We start from the raw sequence: 15593 nt of genomic DNA on the forward strand, positions 1-15593 counted from the left end.
GAAGGAGGTCAGGCGAGCAGGTCGGCCAGGCGCAGGCCGTCCAGCTCCGGGGCGTCCCGTGACGGCAGCCGCAGTGCGACGGCCTCCTCAAGCGAGCGTTCCCCGCCGGGAACCACCCCGAGCCGCCTGACCTCGTCGATCTCCCCGGCGACCAGCGTGGCCACCCGCTTCCTGTCCAGCGGCGTCAGGTCGGGCGAACACCAGGCCCGCACCACGGCGTCGGAGCGCAGGTCCCGGAACGTCTGGGTCTCCCCGCGCCGGAGATACTCCTCCCCGGCGCGGTCGATCAGCTGGGCCAGCTCGGGGAAACGCCAGTCGTCCCGCTCGGCCCTGCACTCGATCCGCAGCACCAGGAAGTCGGCCCCGACGGGGGGCCTGCCGTCCACGAGCAGCCTGCCGTCCTCGATCGACAGCGTCCCCGGCGGCTCGGGAGAGTCGATCACCACCAGGTGCCCGGCGCGCACGGTCCTGACGCCGGAGCCGGAGACGCCGGGCACGGGCGCGACCATGGTCCAGTGCACGCCGAGAACCGGCTGTTCGCCCAGGTCGCCCAGGATTCTGTCGATTCCCTCGGACACCTTGGTCGCGATGGTCGCGGCGGCGGCCAGCGGCGGCGCCACCAGCCCGGCCAGCCCCCCGGCGATCTGTACGGCGGTGCCGAGCGGCCCCCTTCCCGAGACGCGGTACAGGCCCGCCTGCACCGTCACCGTGCCCCCGCCGTACGGCAGCAGCGGCGTGATCGGCTCGCCGAGCGTGACGCCGGGGGCCATCCAGGAGGACTGCCCGGCCATCGTGGTGAACGCCAGCGGCTCCCCGCCGAGGAAGGACAGCGAGACCCCGCCGTGCAGCGCCGGATACTGGTCGGCGGCCCAGCTGCGCCGGTCGGCGAGAAACCCCTCGGCGACGAACAGCCGGACGTATCCCTCGTACGGCGCCGGCGCCGTCGCGCCCTCCTCGGGGACGAATCCGACGGTGATGTGCTCCGAGGCGGCGTGGAACCAGGATTCGATCCGCTGCCACATGGTCATCCGGGGGTGTCCTCTCCTGTGAAGGTGGTCGGAAGGAAGAGCAGCACGTCGCAGACGGCCTCCCGTTCGCCGCCCGCCTTCCCGACGAGGGCCCGCAGGTCGCGCTGGAGCCGCAGCAGGTGCCGGGGAAGAAGCGAGGCTCCGTGCCCGGAGGCCCTCGACCGCACCAGGGACACGGCCTGGTCGGCGACGGTGTCGGGCAGCGGAGGGACGACGAGTACGGCGCGGGTGCCCATGGCGAGGAGTTCCCTCGCCATGGCGGCGAAACGGCCACGCTGCTCGGCGAGCGGCGCCGGGGGCCCGTCGACCGGGTCGGCCTGCAGGGCGACCAGGGTTCTCGTCCCGGCCTCCATCGACATCGGGCCGAGCAGTTCGGACCGTCTGCCCTGGAGGTCCCCGTTGAGGCGGATCCGCGGTCCCGCCGCCGTCGTCACGGCCGTGCCGACGACGTGCAGCAGGGAGAAGGACGTCCGGCGCACCACCTGCCCGTCCGCGTTCCGCTCAGGGACGGGCGGTTGCGCGGGCGGCGCGGCGGCGCCTCGGAAGACTTGGGCGTGGGGCGGAAGGCGTGACTCCCAAGGCTCGTCGTCGAGAGAGGAGGGAAGTTCGAGCCGGACGAGGGACCGGAGACGATCGGCGAAATAGGGGCGCTGGAACCTCCACATGGCGAACTCCCCGCCGTCGGGGGGCCCGCTCCATGCCACGTCGGCCCAGTCCGGCCTCCGGTTCCGCAGGGACCGGCGGCCGACGACGCGGATCACCGCGCGACGGTGCCCGACGCCAATGACCGCGACGACGAGCATTCGGGGGATCAGCCGGTCCAGGAGACCGATCGTGCCCACCGGCACGCGTCGTTCCCAGCCGGAGGGCAGCACCAGGACGACCGCCGCGGTGAACGGGACCAGGGCGGACAGGAACCGCAGGACGGACGGCAGACGGTCCGCGACGGGAAGCAGCCCCGCCGCGAAGGCCAGCGCGAGCAGCGCCACGACGGCCACCCCTCGTACGGCACCGCCGAACCCGCCGACGGCGAAGGCGGAGGAGGCCCCGGGGGACAGGGGAGCCGAGGCGGCGAGGTCCAGGGCCAGCTCCGGCAGGTCGGAGCCGGTGGCGGCGGGGTCCTCAAGCAGGCCGCGCAGGTAGGCGATCCGTTCCGGCCAGCCGGAGCCGGGCGGGAGGTCCACCTCCCCCAGGGGAAGCGCGTCCAGGACCGCGACGGGAGGACGTTCGCGCGGGTCGCCGACACGCACCCGGGCCAGCAACGCCAGGATCCGGGCCTGAAGCGCGCCACGCCGGTCGTACGCCCTGTCGAGCAGCGCCGCCGCCTCGTCGAGCATCGGCCCGGCCAGGTCAGGGGAGCGCAGGGCGAGCGTCTCGGCCTTCTCCAGCAGCCGTCTGCCCTCGCCTCCCGGTCCCGGGGGCGGCACCGGGGGACGAACGGCCGGGGTCTCAGGGTTCCCGGCGTACTCCTCGCGGGCGGCCAGCGTCAGCTCCCAGGGGATGCCGGGCTCGGCCGTGGACGGCGGACCCCAGGGCCGGCCACCGGCCAGGGAACGCCTGTCCTGGCACTGCCACCAGCCGTACCAGCTGCCCGCCTCCTCGGGCGAGGCGGGCCGCGTCCCGGTCACCAGAGTGAGGGTGATCCAGGCCTCCGCGCGCACCAGGGGCGTCCCCGAGACGGCGAGTGAGGCCAGTTCCGGACAGAGGGCGAGCGACCTGACGCGGCGGCAGGCCCGGATCAGGGCGAGCTGGCACTGCTCGACGGTGTCCGGGTCGTCCCCGGCGGCGACCGCCGCCTCGACGCGCCCGCGCAGCAGTTCCGCGGCCCTGGCGGGCTCACCGAGGGTCAGCCACGCCTCGGCCACCTCGGCCACCAGCGGCCGTACCCGGTGGTGCTGCCACACCGACGCGCGTCTGGCCGGGGAGTAGGCGTCCAGGACGGTCAGCGACTCCAGGACGTGCGGGTCGAGCGGCCGTCTCCCGTTGTGGACGCGCACCCGCCAGGAGAGCAGCCGTTCCACGTCGATGTCGTCGATCGGGGCAGAGAAGGCGTGCCACGGGGTCTGGAGGTCGTCGTGCTCCTCAAGCCCCGCCGTGACCAGCCGCCACACGAGCAGGCAGCGCGCGTCCAGACGCCGGGGGACGCGCCAGTCGGCCCAGGCGGGGGCGGGCGCGTCGCCGGGGGAGGCGGCCGCGACCAGCGCCAGGGACAGGGCGGTGGCGTTCCCCTCAGGGGCGTCCGGCAGGGGTCTCCGCACGGCGGGCAGGGCGGCGGCGAACGCGTGGGCCGCCAGCCGTCCGGCGGTCTCGCGATCACCGTGGTGCAGGGCCAGCAGGGCACGCTGGGCGGTGACCGCGGCGGCGATCCCCGTCCGCGCGGCGGCGTCCGGACGCCCCTCCTCGGCGCGGTCGAGGCCCTCGCCGATCCGCCGCAGGTCCGCGTCCCGCAGGACGGACCAGTCGCCGTGCCGCATCCACCCGTCGAGCGCGGCGACGAAGGAACCCTCGGGGGCCGCGCGCCGGGCGACCACGCCGGGCAGGACGTCGCCGAGCGGGACATCGGCCCCGGACGCGGCCAGGCCGAGAAGGGCGCGATCGGCGAGCACGACGGCCTGGGCCGGATCGGGATGCCCGGGCGCGTGCTCGGCGACCCGCCGCCACAGCTCGCCGGTGCCCCCGGTCCCGGTGTGCGTCCTGGCCGCCGCCTGGGTGGCGAGGATCGCGGCCAGGATCGACGGCCCCGGCTCCCCGGCCCGCGGCGCCTCCTCGGCGGCGGCGCGCACCGTGACCTGCTCGGCCCACGGCCAGGCCTCCTGCGTCGCGGCCCTGTTCTCGACCCTTCGCCAGAAATCCGCCGCCTCCCCGGCGGGCAGCAGGCGGACGGCGGCCAGCACGGTCGCCGCCGAGACCTCGGACAGGACGGGGGCGGTGTCGGCGACGGCGGCGGCGTCCCGGCCGAGCAGGTCCCTCCTGAGCGGGAACCTGCCCGGGTCCGCGGCCGTCACGCGGCGCAGGCGGATCCTGACCTGCTCATCAAGCTCGACCACCCGGGGGCGGCCGTCCCGTCCCGTCTCGGTGACGCGTGCCCACTCCTGGGCGGCCAGGCCGTCGAAGACCGCGTCGGGGTCCAGGCCAAGGCGCAGCAGGGCCGGGCGGACCTGTGCCCGGTCGAACCTGCCCAGTTCGGCGGCGACCGCCAGCGTCCGGGTCACCCCCTGGTCGGCGAGACGGCCGATGATCCGGTGCTCGACGTACGGATCACCCTCGGCGTCGCGCAGCCGCAGAGGGTCGAGCCCGGGTTCGCTCAGCGCCCACTCGGTGTAGGCGGCCAGGTCGAAGGGGTTGAAGACGTCCCCGTTCGCCGACCGGGCGAGCACGGCGGGTCTGAGCGGCGGCGGCACCTCACGGGCCGCGAGGTAGTCGTCCGCCTCGGCGCGGGTGAAGCCGTGCGTCCTGACCACCCGCAGGTACGGCCTGGGCCGCAGCAGGGGCCCCGCGGACGTCCCGGCCTCCTCGGCCTCCCCGGTGGCGTCGTACGGCGTGGCGAGCCACCGGCGCCCGGCCAGCAGGGCCCGGATAGAGGGCGCCCGTTCGCGCAGCCGTTCCAGCAGGCCGAAGGTCATGTCGATCGCCGGTGCGGGCGCCCCCGGCGGGTACAGCTTGGCCAGCTCCTCACAGGTGTCCAGCACCAGCACCACCGGAGCCGGAAGTTCCCCGACGAACCGGGCGAAGGCCCTCACCATGTGGTCGAGCATCGGGGCCGCCCTGCCGGACAGGCGCCTGCCGCGCGCCAGCTCCTCGTGCAGGCCGGTGACGGAGTCGACGAACCTGCGGTGGGCGTTCTCGGCGTCCCTTCCGGTGCCGAACCCCAGCAGTTCCTCGCCGAGGGCGAGAAGGATCTCCCCGGGACGGTCCTGCGGATAGCGGGGGTCGAGGTGGTCGAAGTCGACCCTGGCCACCGGAACGGGCGCCGGCCCCCGGTCCCGGGCGTAACGGCCGGAGGCCAGGTGGCGCACGACCATCGTCTTGCCCGTCCCGCCCGCGCCCAGCAGGTGCAGCGCCCAGTACGGCGGGTCGTCGCCGAGCAGGTCGGCGAGGGCGGCCTCGATACCCGCGCGGGGCAGGTAGTGGCGCAGGAAACGGGCGTCCTCGGCCTCGCGGGCCGCGCGGTCGACCCGGCGCCGGGCCCGCCGCGCGGCGCCGGCGAGCGGCTCGCCGAGGACCTCACCGAGCATCCGGGCGGTCGCGACGAGCTGGGCGGCCTCGCTCACCGCGCCCGACTCGACGAGGCCGGAGACGTCCGCCATGAGCGTGGCGCCCGAGCGGTCCCCGCGGTAGACGGTCGCGGCGCGCCGCCAGTCGCCCAGCTCGGCGACGCGGTACGTCAGCTGGAGCAGTTCTCCGGTGACCTCGTCGAGCAGCCGCCCGTGCGCCTGGCGCAGGTGGGAGCCGAGTTCCGGCCGCCTGCTCGCACGCACCCAGAACGCCTCCCGCCCGGTCGGCAGGGTCCGTGACTCGACCAGCCCCAGGTCGTCGAGGTCGTCGAGGAACCCGGACAGTTCCTCCTCGGGGGCCAGCGAGAGCCGTACGGCCAGCTCCGTGGTCCACTCGGGCAGCAGCGCGAGCCTGGCCAGCCGGGCCGGGTCGAAACGGCCGAACTGCTCGGCCCGCCACGCGGCGGCGTGCCGTTCCAGCTCGGCGCCCAGGTCGGCCGGGTTCACGGCTCGTACCTCAGGCCGTGGGTTCGGGCGTAGACGCTCCAGCCCTCGGTGTCGTCGTGGGTGAGGAACACCTTGTGCAGGGCCAGGAGCTGCGCCATCCGGTACAGCTCGGTCTTGATCAGGCCGGGACGCCCTTCGAGGTGGAGCCTGAAGCTCTCCCTGAGCACCGCCGGATCACTGCCCGGCGCGGCGTAGTAGGTCAGGCGGAAGCGCTCCCTCGGGTGCCACGGCTGCAGCAGAACCCACTGGAAGCCGAGCGAGGCCTCCTCGTCGGACAGCGGTTCGAGGTCGTGGAAGGCGCACCACGGCATTCCGGCCTTCTCCTCGCGGAAGCTGCGCAACGGCGGGCACTCACCGAGGGCGGCGGTCGCGACCACGGGGACCGGCCTGGCGGCGGTGCCGAGACCGTCCGGGGTCAGCAGGTCGAGCAGCCCCTGCGAGGGCTCCGTCCAGCCCAGGGCCCCGACCCACAGGTGCAGCGCCTCCGCCAGGACGACCACGCGGGTGTGGGCGCCGAACGGCGGACCGAGCGTCTCCGCCGCACCGGCCAGGTCGGCCAGGTCGGCGGCGAGCAGCGTGTCGACCGCGCTGGGCGCGAGCGGCGCCGCCGCCGTGGCGAACCGGGCGACCGCCGACTTCACCCGCTGCCGTGCCACCGCCTCGTCCTCGTCCGCGTCAGGACCGTGCCGTCCTCCGCTCCGCGGCGGTCCGGACCACAGGGACCGCAGCCGTGGCACCGGGAGCGAGAGACGCTCGCCCGTCCGCACGACCTGCGCGAGGACCTCCCCGACGACCTGGCGCAGGCTGTGCGGCGCGGACTGGACGTCGTTGAACGGCGCCAGCAGCAGGGGGAGGTGACCCGCCTGCAGCAGCCGGAACCCTATCTCCCTGAGCAGCCGGGTGCCGCCCATGCCGCCGAAGGCGCCGCCGCTGGTGACGCCGAGGAAGGTCCGCTCGCTTCCCGGCGCGATCAGCCCGTCGAGGGTGTCGAAGATGGGTCCCCTGCCGACGTAGGCGGGTCCTTCGAGGAGTTCGAGCCTTCCCGCCATGCTCCTGGTGCGGTTGACCTCCCCGGGATCGACGGCCCTGAAGTCCGCGGGCAGCGTCTCGGCGAGGAACAGGGTCGGCATCGCCCAGTCGAGACGGTCGTCGGGGTTCGGCTCGCCGAGAAGGGCGGCCCTGCGCCCGTGCGCGGCGGCCTCGGCGACCGCGTCCCCGTGCAGAAGCGCCTGGACGAACCGCCGGGAGAACAACCGGCACGCGTACTCGGTCACCTCCCCGGCGACGGCGACCACGATGGGTACCCCGCCGCGCACCAGGGTCTCCACCAGCCCCGAGGTGCGGTCGAGGCCGCCGTGCGCGCCGCTGTGGCAGACGCTGAGGACGACGGCCAGCGGCGGGGGAGCGTCTCCCGAGACCAGCGCCGAGGCAAGGCCGCCACCCCTGGTCCACTCACCCGCCAGCTCGACCCAGGTCTCCCCGTCCACCGGGTCGGGCCTGCCGTGGGCGACCAGGTGCACCAGGTCGGGTCGGAGGGACGCGCAGCGCCGCCGCAGCCGGTCCGCGGTCGTCTCCTCGGAGATCCTGGTCATCGCGAGCCCCTGCGACTCGCACTCCCTGACCAGGCCGAGGAACATCGCTCCCGGGCGGATCACCGGGTCGGTCAGCTTCGCGCCGGAGGCGAACAGGATCCTGGGCGTTCCCCGCACGGTGCGGTGCCCGCCGGGCCCCGGGGCGGGGATGAGCCGGGTGACGGCCACGAGCAGGCGGGGGTGGGCGGCCAGCGGGCCGTCCTCGGTGTACATCGCCTCCCAGATCAGGGGTTGCAGTTCCATCGGCAGCCGCAACGCCAGCTCGATCCCCCGGCCGTTCCCGGTCAGGCCGGTGACCGCCCGCCAGACGGGACGCAGCAGGGCCTCGAACAGCGCGGTGCCGTACGAGCGGGCGTCGGGGCAGGCGGCGGCCCTGGCCGTCAGCGACGGCCCGGCCCCGCGTTCCAGCGGATAGGAGACGGCCCCGTCGTCGCAGGGCAACGGCCTGTCCTCGTGCAGGACCGTCACCGTGTTCTCCGGACCGGTCACGCTGACGAGCAGCCGGGCGCTCATCGCGTGCTCCCGAGCAGTCGTCCCGTCAGTTCCTCGGCCAGCCGGGCGACCGGCGGCCCGGCGGGGGAGACGCCGAGCCTGCCCGGCGGGCCGCACCGGGGCAGGTGTCGCAGCAGGTTGGCGTGGAGCGCGGACGGAGCGGCAGGGCCCGCGTCAACGACCGTCGCCGCCGCCGCGAGGAGCAGCCGCGCCGAGTACGGCTCCGCCAGGCGGGGCAGGAACGGATCGGATCCGGCCAGCGAGCGCGCCTGCGCCCGCACCGTGCCCTGTTCGGCGAACCACCCGGGGGACAGGCCGCTGAGCTCGACGAGCGTACGGCCACCGGCCCGCAGGCCGAGCAGCGCTCCGGCGGCCCCGGCCAGCCCGGGGGCTCCCGCGCCGCCGAGGCCCGCCTGCCTGGCGACCTCGGCCATCAGCGCCAGCCGTACCGGGAGAGGCGGGTAGCCGCCGTGGGCCCGTGTCAGGGACTCGGGAGGGCCGTGGCCCAGTTCCTCGACGATCCACGCGGCGGCGGGGCCGAGCATCAGGACCGAGTAGGCGTCGGCGAAGGATTCCAGCGCCCAGCGGCGCCACCTCTCGTCACCCGTCGCCTCGGCGAGGGCGTCCCTGCTGGCGTTCTCAAGCCCGGGGTCCAGGTCCTTGTGCACGTGGTGGCCGACCTCGTGGGCGGCCAGCGTCAGCCACCACGCCTGGACGGCCGTCCACTCGGGCAGGCAGACCACCGGGACGGGCAGCCGTCCGACGAACTCGGCGACCAGGGAGTCGGCGGGCAGGCGCAGGTCGGGCGGCACGGAGACGCGCGGAGTCGCGAAGGCGTCGAAACGCGGCTCGACGTAGGCGAGCGGCCCGGTCGGCGGCTCACGCCCGAGATCCTCGAACGGCTGCCGCCAGCAGCTGAGCACGACCTCGTCGGCGCAGGCCAGGATCCCGGCCAGGACGGGGTCGCGGCGCTGGTCGTACTTGGCGGCGTACCAGTCGAACAGGCGCCGGATCGTGAACACGGCCCCGTCGAGCTCGCCGCAGCGCCGGTAGGCCTCCCCCGAGGCCGCGCGGGGGTCGATCGCCTCGATCTCACGGACGACGGCGCCGAGCATCCGCGACAGGACCCCGTCGAGCACGTCGAGGTGGCCGGTGAAACGGTGGAGCCGCCGGTCGTCGTGGCCGCGCCGCATCCAGCCGCCGATCTCGTGGCCGAGGCGCAGGGCCGTGGTCGCAGACCGGTCCAGCCTGGCCCGGACCCGCTCGGGATGCACAGCAGCAAAATATGCCGGGGGAACGCGTTCCCGGGGCCGGATGGAAATTCGTGACCGGGTCGTTGCGGGTGCCCTCGCCCGCCCGTTCTCACCCGTCGGGAAAAACCCATTTTGTGCCGTTATTTCGGCTTTTGGTGCGTAAATGGCCTTACTTACGGGGCTCCGGAGAAAGGGAACGGACCCGCGTCCTGGTGAGACGCGGGTCCGTCCGAAGAAACGACCAGAGGGGTCAGATCTTCTGCCAGAGGCTCGGCACGTTCGCCGGCTCCCAGCCGGGCAGGGCGGTGTGGCCCTGCAGGCAGCGGTAGGTGGAGCCGCCGTAGGTGACCTGGTCACCCGCGCGGTAGGCGGTGCCCGCGGCCCAGGTGCCGCCGGGGTTGGAGGTCGGGGTCACCGTCGGCGTCACCGTGGGGGTAACGGTGGGCGTGGCGGTGGGGGTGGGGTCGGGGTTACCGCCGCCCACCTGTACGTCGACACACGCGTAGAAGGCGTTGCCCGTGTCGGCGATGTTCCAGATGGCGAGGACCTTCTGGCGTCCGGTCCTGCCACCCAGGCTGACGCTGTGGGAGACGGTCGAGCCCGGCTGCCTGCCGCCGTCGTTGAACGAGGCGATCTTGGAGCCGCCGATGAAGTACTCCCACGTGCTGGTGGCGTGACGCGCGGTCAGCGTCCAGGTGAAGTTCACCGTGTTGCCGACGCTGGTGACCGGCCACGCCCTGCTGTCGTCGTCGAGCTCGGTGAAGCGGGAGCCGCCGCTGCACTGCCTCGAACCCTTGGGGGCCTCGACGCTCTGCGGCTCGTACTTGACCTGCCCGCAGGAGATCTTGCCCTGGGCGCAGAACGCCTGACGGCTCGGCGGGGAGGAGATGTAACCGTGTGCCTCGGCAGGAGTCGCCATGAAGACGGTGGTCACCATGGCCAGTATCGAGGCCGATGCGAGGGTTGTCGTTCTCCGCATGTGGTGCTCCTTTGCTGGGGGGTGACTCCGAATATAAAGGAAAGTTTCCTAACAGTAAATCCTCGTGTGGAGTGAGGCCCGGGACGAGGCCGTGACGGGGAGCCGTCACGCGGGGGGTGCTCGCCCCGGGCCGGGGGAGTGTCACGAGGACAGGAGTCCCGCCTGGGAGAAGCCTCCGCCTTTCTCGCGTATGTGCAAGGGGTGTTGAACGCTCGTTGAGTGCCGGTTAAGGGATCGTTAAGGGAATCGGGGAACGTTTCGGGGATCGCCGGGAAACCCCTGGGCGGCGCCGGTCGCTCCCGCCGTCCGGTGTGCCCCGGGCGCGAGCCGTACGGTCCGGCGAAGTCAGGCATTCGTGGCCATCTCGGGATCTTCCCTGTCAAAGGGTTGTCAGAGATGGCTCTGCGGGCGTAAGAATCCCGTTTGGATCACTTTTTCCGATCGATGGCCGCCATAGCGTGCTTCTCGCGCGGCCACCGCGCCTCGCTACCTGAAGGAGAAGGAGTCCATGGAGATCTCGCGCCGGAACGACCCCCCGCTGCTGGTGCCCGTACGCGCTGGCCGGGGGAGCCTGGCCCTGCGCCTGTTCCGGACGGCGACCGGGGAGAGGACGGCGGTCGCGTTCACCTCGCGGGACCGGCTCGTCCGGGCACTCGGCGACGGCCACGCCTGGATGTGGCTCACCGAGCGCGCGTTGCGGAGGATGCTGGAGGACCTCGGCGTCAGCGGCATCGTGATCGACCCCGCGGGAACCGAGGGAGACCCCAGCCTGCAGGCGGCGTGAGACGGGCCCCGCCCGGAGGTTCCGGGCGTTTTCCCGTCGCTCTCCGCCTGGCCGACACGGGAACAACGGGGAGGGCGGCCGAACGGCCGCCCTCCCTCACGGATCGGACCGCCGGGTCCCGGAGACGTCAGGGCCTCGTCCGCCCGGCCTCCCGGATCCCGCGAGGGCGAACGGGGACGCGGAAAGAGCGGGCGGTCGGAATCGTCCCCGTCGCGGTCCCCACCGGCTGATGCGCTTGCTCGCCACGCCGCTCCTGCCTCGCTCGTATTCCGTCCGCGCGCCGAACGAGCGCACGGGCGGGCCGCTCCCACGGCGCAGGCCGGCCTCTTCCGCCGCGCGGGGGTGAGGTGAGCCCTACCCCAGGCGTTCCGGCGTGCGGCCGGGGAAGGACCACCCACATCGGCTGTACGGCGCGAGGGAGGGTCCAAGGAGGGGCGGATGCCGGAGAAGAGACTCACCAGAGCACGCTGGACGCACGTCGCCCTGCCCAGCGGCGATCTGGACGAGGCGATCGAGTTCTACACCACGATGACCCCGCTGGTCGTCGTCTCCCGGCACGAGGACGACCAGGGACGCAACGCCTGGCTGTCCAACGAGGGGCAGGTCGAGACGCCCTTCGTGCTCGTGCTGGTGGAGTTCGCCGCCGACCGGGGCAGGCGGCAGCCACAGTTGTTCCCGTTCGCGCACCTCGGCATGGAGGTGCCCGAACGTGAGGACGTCGACCGCGCGGCGACCGAGGGGAGAAGGCGGGGCTGCCTGCACTGGGAGCCCATGGACCTGCCCCCGCCGGTCGGTTACGTCTGCGCGTTGCGCGACCCGGACGGCAACGTCGTGGAGATCTCCCACGACCAGCGCGTCTTCGAGGAGGTCCGCACCGTCTGGGGGGACTGACCCTCTCCGCCGATGTCACCGGTCTGGCATGGTGGCACCGGACAACCCGGGCGAATCAGCGGGAACGCCGGAGCCCGGCGGGGGAGAAGGGGAGCCATGACAGGCGGCGTGGAGGAGACGACGGCTCAGGAGGGGGTCCACGGAACGGCCCGGGGGAGGGGCCGGGCGGAGATCGTGACGACGGTGGTCGCGGTGACCGCCGTCGTCGCGCTGTCCCTGAACCTGCGCCCCGCCCTGGCCGGGTTCTCCCCGCTCGCCGGGGAGGCCGGGACCGAGCTGGGGCTGGGCGCGGGCACGATCTCCCTGGTGACCACGCTGCCGCTGGTGTGCTTCGGGGCCTTCGCCCTGTTCGCCCCCGCGCTCAGCCGAAGGTTCGGCGCCGAACGGGCGCTCATGGCGACGATGCCCCTGCTCGCGGCGGGCATCCTGCTGCGCGGCGCGGGCGCGACCACGGCCCTTCTCCTCGGGACCGTCCTGGTCGGGATCGCCATCGCCATCGGCAACGTGCTGCTTCCCGGCGTGGTCAAGAGGCGCTTCCCCACGGCGACCGGGGCGATGACCGGCCTGTACGCCTCCGCGATCGGCGGCGGCGCGATGCTCGCCGCCGCCCTGGCCAAACCGCTGGACGACCTGACACACGGCTGGCGCCCGGCCCTGGCGGTGTGGGCGCTGCCCGCCCTGGCCGCCGCGGTGCCCCTGGCGCTTCTGGCCCGCGCCACCCCGCGCGGCGCCGTGGCCGTACCGGGCTCCCAGGTCACGCAGGAGGCGGACGCCGGTCGGCGGCCGGTGCGGCGGCTGACCACGGCGGCGCTGGCGGTCTTCTTCGGGCTGCAGTCGGTCGTCTTCTACGTCGTGCTCGCCTGGCTGCCCCGCGTCCTCACCGAGGCGGGGACCGCCCCGGCCGACGCGGGGTTGCCGCTGTCGTTCGTCCAGCTCGTCAGCCTGCCCACGGGCCTGACGGTGTCGATCCTGGCGCGTACCTCCCGGAGCCAGGCGTGGTACGCCGCGGCCTGCGGGGTCGCGGGCGCCGCCGGGTTCACGGGGCTGCTGGTCGCGCCGGGGGCGGCGCCGTACGCGTGGGCGCTCCTGCTGGGGCTCAGCGTCGCCTCGTTCCCGCTGGCCCTGGCCATGATCACAGCCAAGGCGGGCGGGCCCTCGCACGCCGACCGGCTGTCGAGCGTGGTGCAGGGCTGCGGTTATCTCATGGCCGCCGCCGGTCCGCTGGCCGCGGGACTGCTGCGGGACGCGACCGGCACGTGGACGGCGTCGCTGGCCCTCCTGCTCGTCATGGCCGTTCTCCTGGCGCCCGTCGGCTGGTTCGCCGCCAGGCTCTGACCCGCCGCCGGGCCGGCGTTCCTGCGTCCAGCGGGCGGTGAACACACGACCGTCATCGTGGTCGCGTGTTCAGGCCTCCGCGGGAATTCCCGCGGAGGCCGTTTCACGGAAGACACGCTCTAATCGAATGGCAAAAGGTTATGGTCACGGCCCCCTCCGGGCCCGGAGAACACTCCCTTCCTCTCACACGCGCGCATTATCATGCGGCAATGACAGACATGAGAAACGGCGTCTGCGCGGCCTGCGGAGGCGAGGAGATCTACACCGCGTCGACCCGTCTGGAGACTCCGACCGCTCTGTTCGGGATGCTCCACACCGAGAAGGTGGATCTCTATGCCTGTGTCTCCTGCGGATTCCTCCAGACCTTCCTCGACCGTACGGACGACCAGGCCCGGTGGATGCGCAACTCCTGGAAACGGGTCTGAGGTCAGGAGCAGTTCAGGCCGGGGTCGTTCCTGGGGCCGCACGGGCCGCGGTTGCCTCCGCCGTCGGTCACCTCGCCCGCCCGTCCCCAGATGACGAACCCGCCGTTGTCCGTGCCGTCGTTGCGGGCCAGTTCGACCGGCGCCTGTTCGGTGCCGGAGACGTGGACACCGTCCTTGATGGGGTCGCCGTCCCTGTCGACGGCGCCGAGCGGTGCCAGGCCGTTGTGCACGAAGGTGTTCCCGCTGACCGGGTAGGGGGTGACCCCGGTGAAGCGGATGGGGTCGATGAGGATTCCGGCCACCCGGTTGCCCTCGAACTTGTTGCCGCTCACCGACACGTTGGAGAAGCTGACCCAGAAGGTCATGCCGTAGCGGTTGGCCTTGAAGACGTTGTTCTCGACCCTGTTCGGGGCGCCGGTCGAGTGCTCGGCACGGAAGCCGACCTGGGCGTTGGTGAAGACGTTGTCGGTGTAGAGGTTGTCGTTGCTCCGCTCGGTCAGGTTCACCGGGAAGCCGTCGAAGAGGTTGCCGCTGAAGACGTTGGAGCCGCTCTCGGCGAGTTCAAGGTAGCCGTTGCTCAGCACGCTGCCCTTGACCGTCCACCCGTGCCCGTTCGTCCCCTGGAGCCGTCCGTGCACGGTGCACCGGTCGATCGTCAGGACGGAGGAGCCGGTCACGTCGATCCCCTCGGCCAGGCAGGCGGAACGCGGGCCGACCAGGGTCAGGGAGGCGGCCTGGTCCGCGCTCAGCGCGTTGCCTGCGAACCTCACCCGGGAGAAGACGGCCGCGCCGCCGACGACCTCGGCCCCCAGGCGGAACCCGCTGACCACGCCGTCGTGTACGGCGACGCCCTTCCTGTCGCCGACGGCGACACCCCTGCCGGTACCGTCTCCGGCGATGCTGTGGCCCGCGAGGTCGACGGTCACGCCGTCCGCGCCGATCGTCAGCCCGTCACCGGCGCAGTTCAGGTCCCGGGTGAGGGTCACGTCCGAGGTCAGTACGGCGCCGCAGCCGACCTCCTCGTCGGCCGCGGCCGAAGGCGAGGGCACGGCCAGCGCGGCCGTCAGGGCCAGGGTGAAGGCGGCCGTTTTTAAAACGTGCCTTTTCCCCGGTTCTTTTCCATAATTCACGGTGGTCTCTTCTCTGTTTTGGGCGGATCGTCCGGGCGTTTTGGCCGGGCCGATGCGAATTCCTTGACCGAAGAACGCGCAAGGCCAAAGACTGCATGATCCGCGCTGATTCGAGAAGTCAGAAAACCTGTGCCGCCAATGCCGTCGTTAAAGCTTTTCCGCTACTGGATCGGAAACGCCGGACGCCTTCTCCCGGCGGGCGACGCGGTAGTGGTAGGCGCACACCTCCTCGAAGCCCGCCCTTCCGTACAGTCGCAGGGCCGGGGCGTTGCCCGGCTCGACCTGTAGGTACATGCGGGCCGTTCCGCGTTCTGCGGCCCAGCGGGCCAGCGCGGCGAGTACCCCGCGGGCCGCGCCCCTTCCCCTGGCCCCGGGGAGGGCGGCCATCCCGAACACTCCGGTCCAGCCGGTGTCGGCGACAGCCCTGCCGACCGCGACGACCCCGCCGGCCACCGCGCAGGCGTAGGCGCACGGCAGGTCCAGACGGGTGAGCATGTCCCACTCGGCACGGGAACCGCCCCGGCCGTTCACGGCCTGCCAGGTTCGGAACCACTCCGCTGTCGGCCGCTCGTCCAGCCGTATCCGAAGCGGGGCGTCCCCGAGGCGCTCCAGCACCCGTGTGGTGGGCGCGGCCTGTAACGACACCGCGTTCACCCTGAGGTAGCCGCGCTCAGCCAGGAGGGGGTCGAGGTCTCCGGGACACGCCGGGCTGATCTGGAAGCGCGATCTCGTACGGTGACCGGCGTAGAACGCCTCCGCCTCGACGATTCCCCGTGTGAGGTCACCGGGACCGGGGTCGCCGTGGGGCAGCACCGTTCCCGCCCACCAGGAGGGGCCGCGGGTGTGGCGCAGAGACCACTCTCCGAGGGGTCTGACGTGCTCGACGGGCAGGGCGCGGGCCGCTCTCTCCTGCAGCTCCCTCACCGGCCTCTCACCGTCCACGGCGACGCACCTCCTCGCCGC

11 protein-coding genes are annotated in these 15593 nt (G+C 73.2%); 4 read left to right on the plus strand and 7 right to left on the minus strand.

What is annotated here, in order from left to right; genetic code table 11:
* Positions 1–8 precede the first annotated feature (8 nt).
* From ACIBVQ_RS36835 to ACIBVQ_RS36855, 5 genes are all read right to left on the minus strand, one after another.
* Entirely contained in the window at positions 9–1028 is a 1020-nt protein-coding gene (locus ACIBVQ_RS36835; protein ID WP_399183303.1) for a hypothetical protein, read from the minus strand.
* Complete coding sequence (locus ACIBVQ_RS36840) at positions 1025–5749, minus strand: hypothetical protein (RefSeq protein ID WP_399183305.1); 4725 nt, start codon at positions 5747–5749, stop codon at positions 1025–1027. Before ACIBVQ_RS36840 ends, ACIBVQ_RS36835 begins: the two co-directional genes overlap by 4 nt.
* Entirely contained in the window at positions 5746–7854 is a 2109-nt protein-coding gene (locus ACIBVQ_RS36845) for a CHAT domain-containing protein (protein WP_399183307.1), read from the minus strand. Before ACIBVQ_RS36845 ends, ACIBVQ_RS36840 begins: the two co-directional genes overlap by 4 nt.
* Positions 7851–9107, minus strand: coding sequence for a hypothetical protein (locus tag ACIBVQ_RS36850; protein ID WP_399183309.1), 1257 nt, complete (start codon positions 9105–9107; stop codon positions 7851–7853). Before ACIBVQ_RS36850 ends, ACIBVQ_RS36845 begins: the two co-directional genes overlap by 4 nt.
* 229 nt (positions 9108–9336) lie before the next feature.
* Positions 9337–10065: a lytic polysaccharide monooxygenase gene (locus ACIBVQ_RS36855; protein WP_352015762.1), complete on the minus strand. Its 729-nt coding sequence runs from the start codon at positions 10063–10065 to the stop codon at positions 9337–9339.
* A gap of 508 nt (positions 10066–10573) precedes the next feature.
* On the opposite strand from ACIBVQ_RS36855, the gene ACIBVQ_RS36860 reads away from it, so the two are divergent.
* The 4 genes from ACIBVQ_RS36860 to ACIBVQ_RS36875 all read left to right on the plus strand — a co-directional run bounded on the left by ACIBVQ_RS36860 (position 10574) and on the right by ACIBVQ_RS36875 (position 13500).
* Positions 10574–10849: an SAV_915 family protein gene (locus ACIBVQ_RS36860; protein ID WP_352015761.1), complete on the plus strand. Its 276-nt coding sequence runs from the start codon at positions 10574–10576 to the stop codon at positions 10847–10849.
* Between the two features lie 438 nt (positions 10850–11287).
* The gene (locus ACIBVQ_RS36865) at positions 11288–11740 is read left to right on the plus strand and encodes a VOC family protein (RefSeq protein ID WP_352015760.1); all 453 of its coding nucleotides are present in this window, start codon (positions 11288–11290) and stop codon (positions 11738–11740) included.
* Positions 11741–11836: 96 nt separating this feature from the next.
* Entirely contained in the window at positions 11837–13075 is a 1239-nt protein-coding gene (locus tag ACIBVQ_RS36870; RefSeq protein ID WP_399183312.1) for an MFS transporter, read from the plus strand.
* 209 nt (positions 13076–13284) lie between these two features.
* A complete protein-coding gene (locus ACIBVQ_RS36875; protein ID WP_362918342.1) occupies positions 13285–13500 on the plus strand; it encodes a hypothetical protein in 216 nt (71 codons plus the stop codon).
* A 2-nt stretch (positions 13501–13502) separates the two neighbouring features.
* On the opposite strand, the gene ACIBVQ_RS36880 is transcribed toward ACIBVQ_RS36875, so the two are convergent.
* Positions 13503–14630: a right-handed parallel beta-helix repeat-containing protein gene (locus ACIBVQ_RS36880; protein WP_399183315.1), complete on the minus strand. Its 1128-nt coding sequence runs from the start codon at positions 14628–14630 to the stop codon at positions 13503–13505.
* Between the two features lie 147 nt (positions 14631–14777).
* Positions 14778–15572 carry a GNAT family N-acetyltransferase gene (locus ACIBVQ_RS36885; RefSeq protein WP_399183317.1) on the minus strand — a complete coding sequence of 265 codons (795 nt, stop codon included), beginning with the start codon at positions 15570–15572 and terminating at the stop codon, positions 14778–14780.
* Between the last annotated feature and the right edge of the window lie 21 nt (positions 15573–15593).

The sequence above is a fragment of the Streptosporangium sp. NPDC049376 genome (genome assembly GCF_044466505.1).
GTDB lineage: Bacteria > Actinomycetota > Actinomycetes > Streptosporangiales > Streptosporangiaceae > Streptosporangium.

Coding starts and splice junctions, on each gene's coding strand:
- ACIBVQ_RS36845 (WP_399183307.1), bottom strand. CDS start 7,854: ATGAGCGCCCGGCTGCTCGTCAGCGTGACCGGTCCGGAGAACACGGTG.
- ACIBVQ_RS36865 (WP_352015760.1), top strand. CDS start 11,288: ATGCCGGAGAAGAGACTCACCAGAGCACGCTGGACGCACGTCGCCCTG.
- ACIBVQ_RS36835 (WP_399183303.1), bottom strand. CDS start 1,028: ATGACCATGTGGCAGCGGATCGAATCCTGGTTCCACGCCGCCTCGGAG.
- ACIBVQ_RS36870 (WP_399183312.1), top strand. CDS start 11,837: ATGACAGGCGGCGTGGAGGAGACGACGGCTCAGGAGGGGGTCCACGGA.
- ACIBVQ_RS36875 (WP_362918342.1), top strand. CDS start 13,285: ATGACAGACATGAGAAACGGCGTCTGCGCGGCCTGCGGAGGCGAGGAG.
- ACIBVQ_RS36855 (WP_352015762.1), bottom strand. CDS start 10,065: ATGCGGAGAACGACAACCCTCGCATCGGCCTCGATACTGGCCATGGTG.
- ACIBVQ_RS36860 (WP_352015761.1), top strand. CDS start 10,574: ATGGAGATCTCGCGCCGGAACGACCCCCCGCTGCTGGTGCCCGTACGC.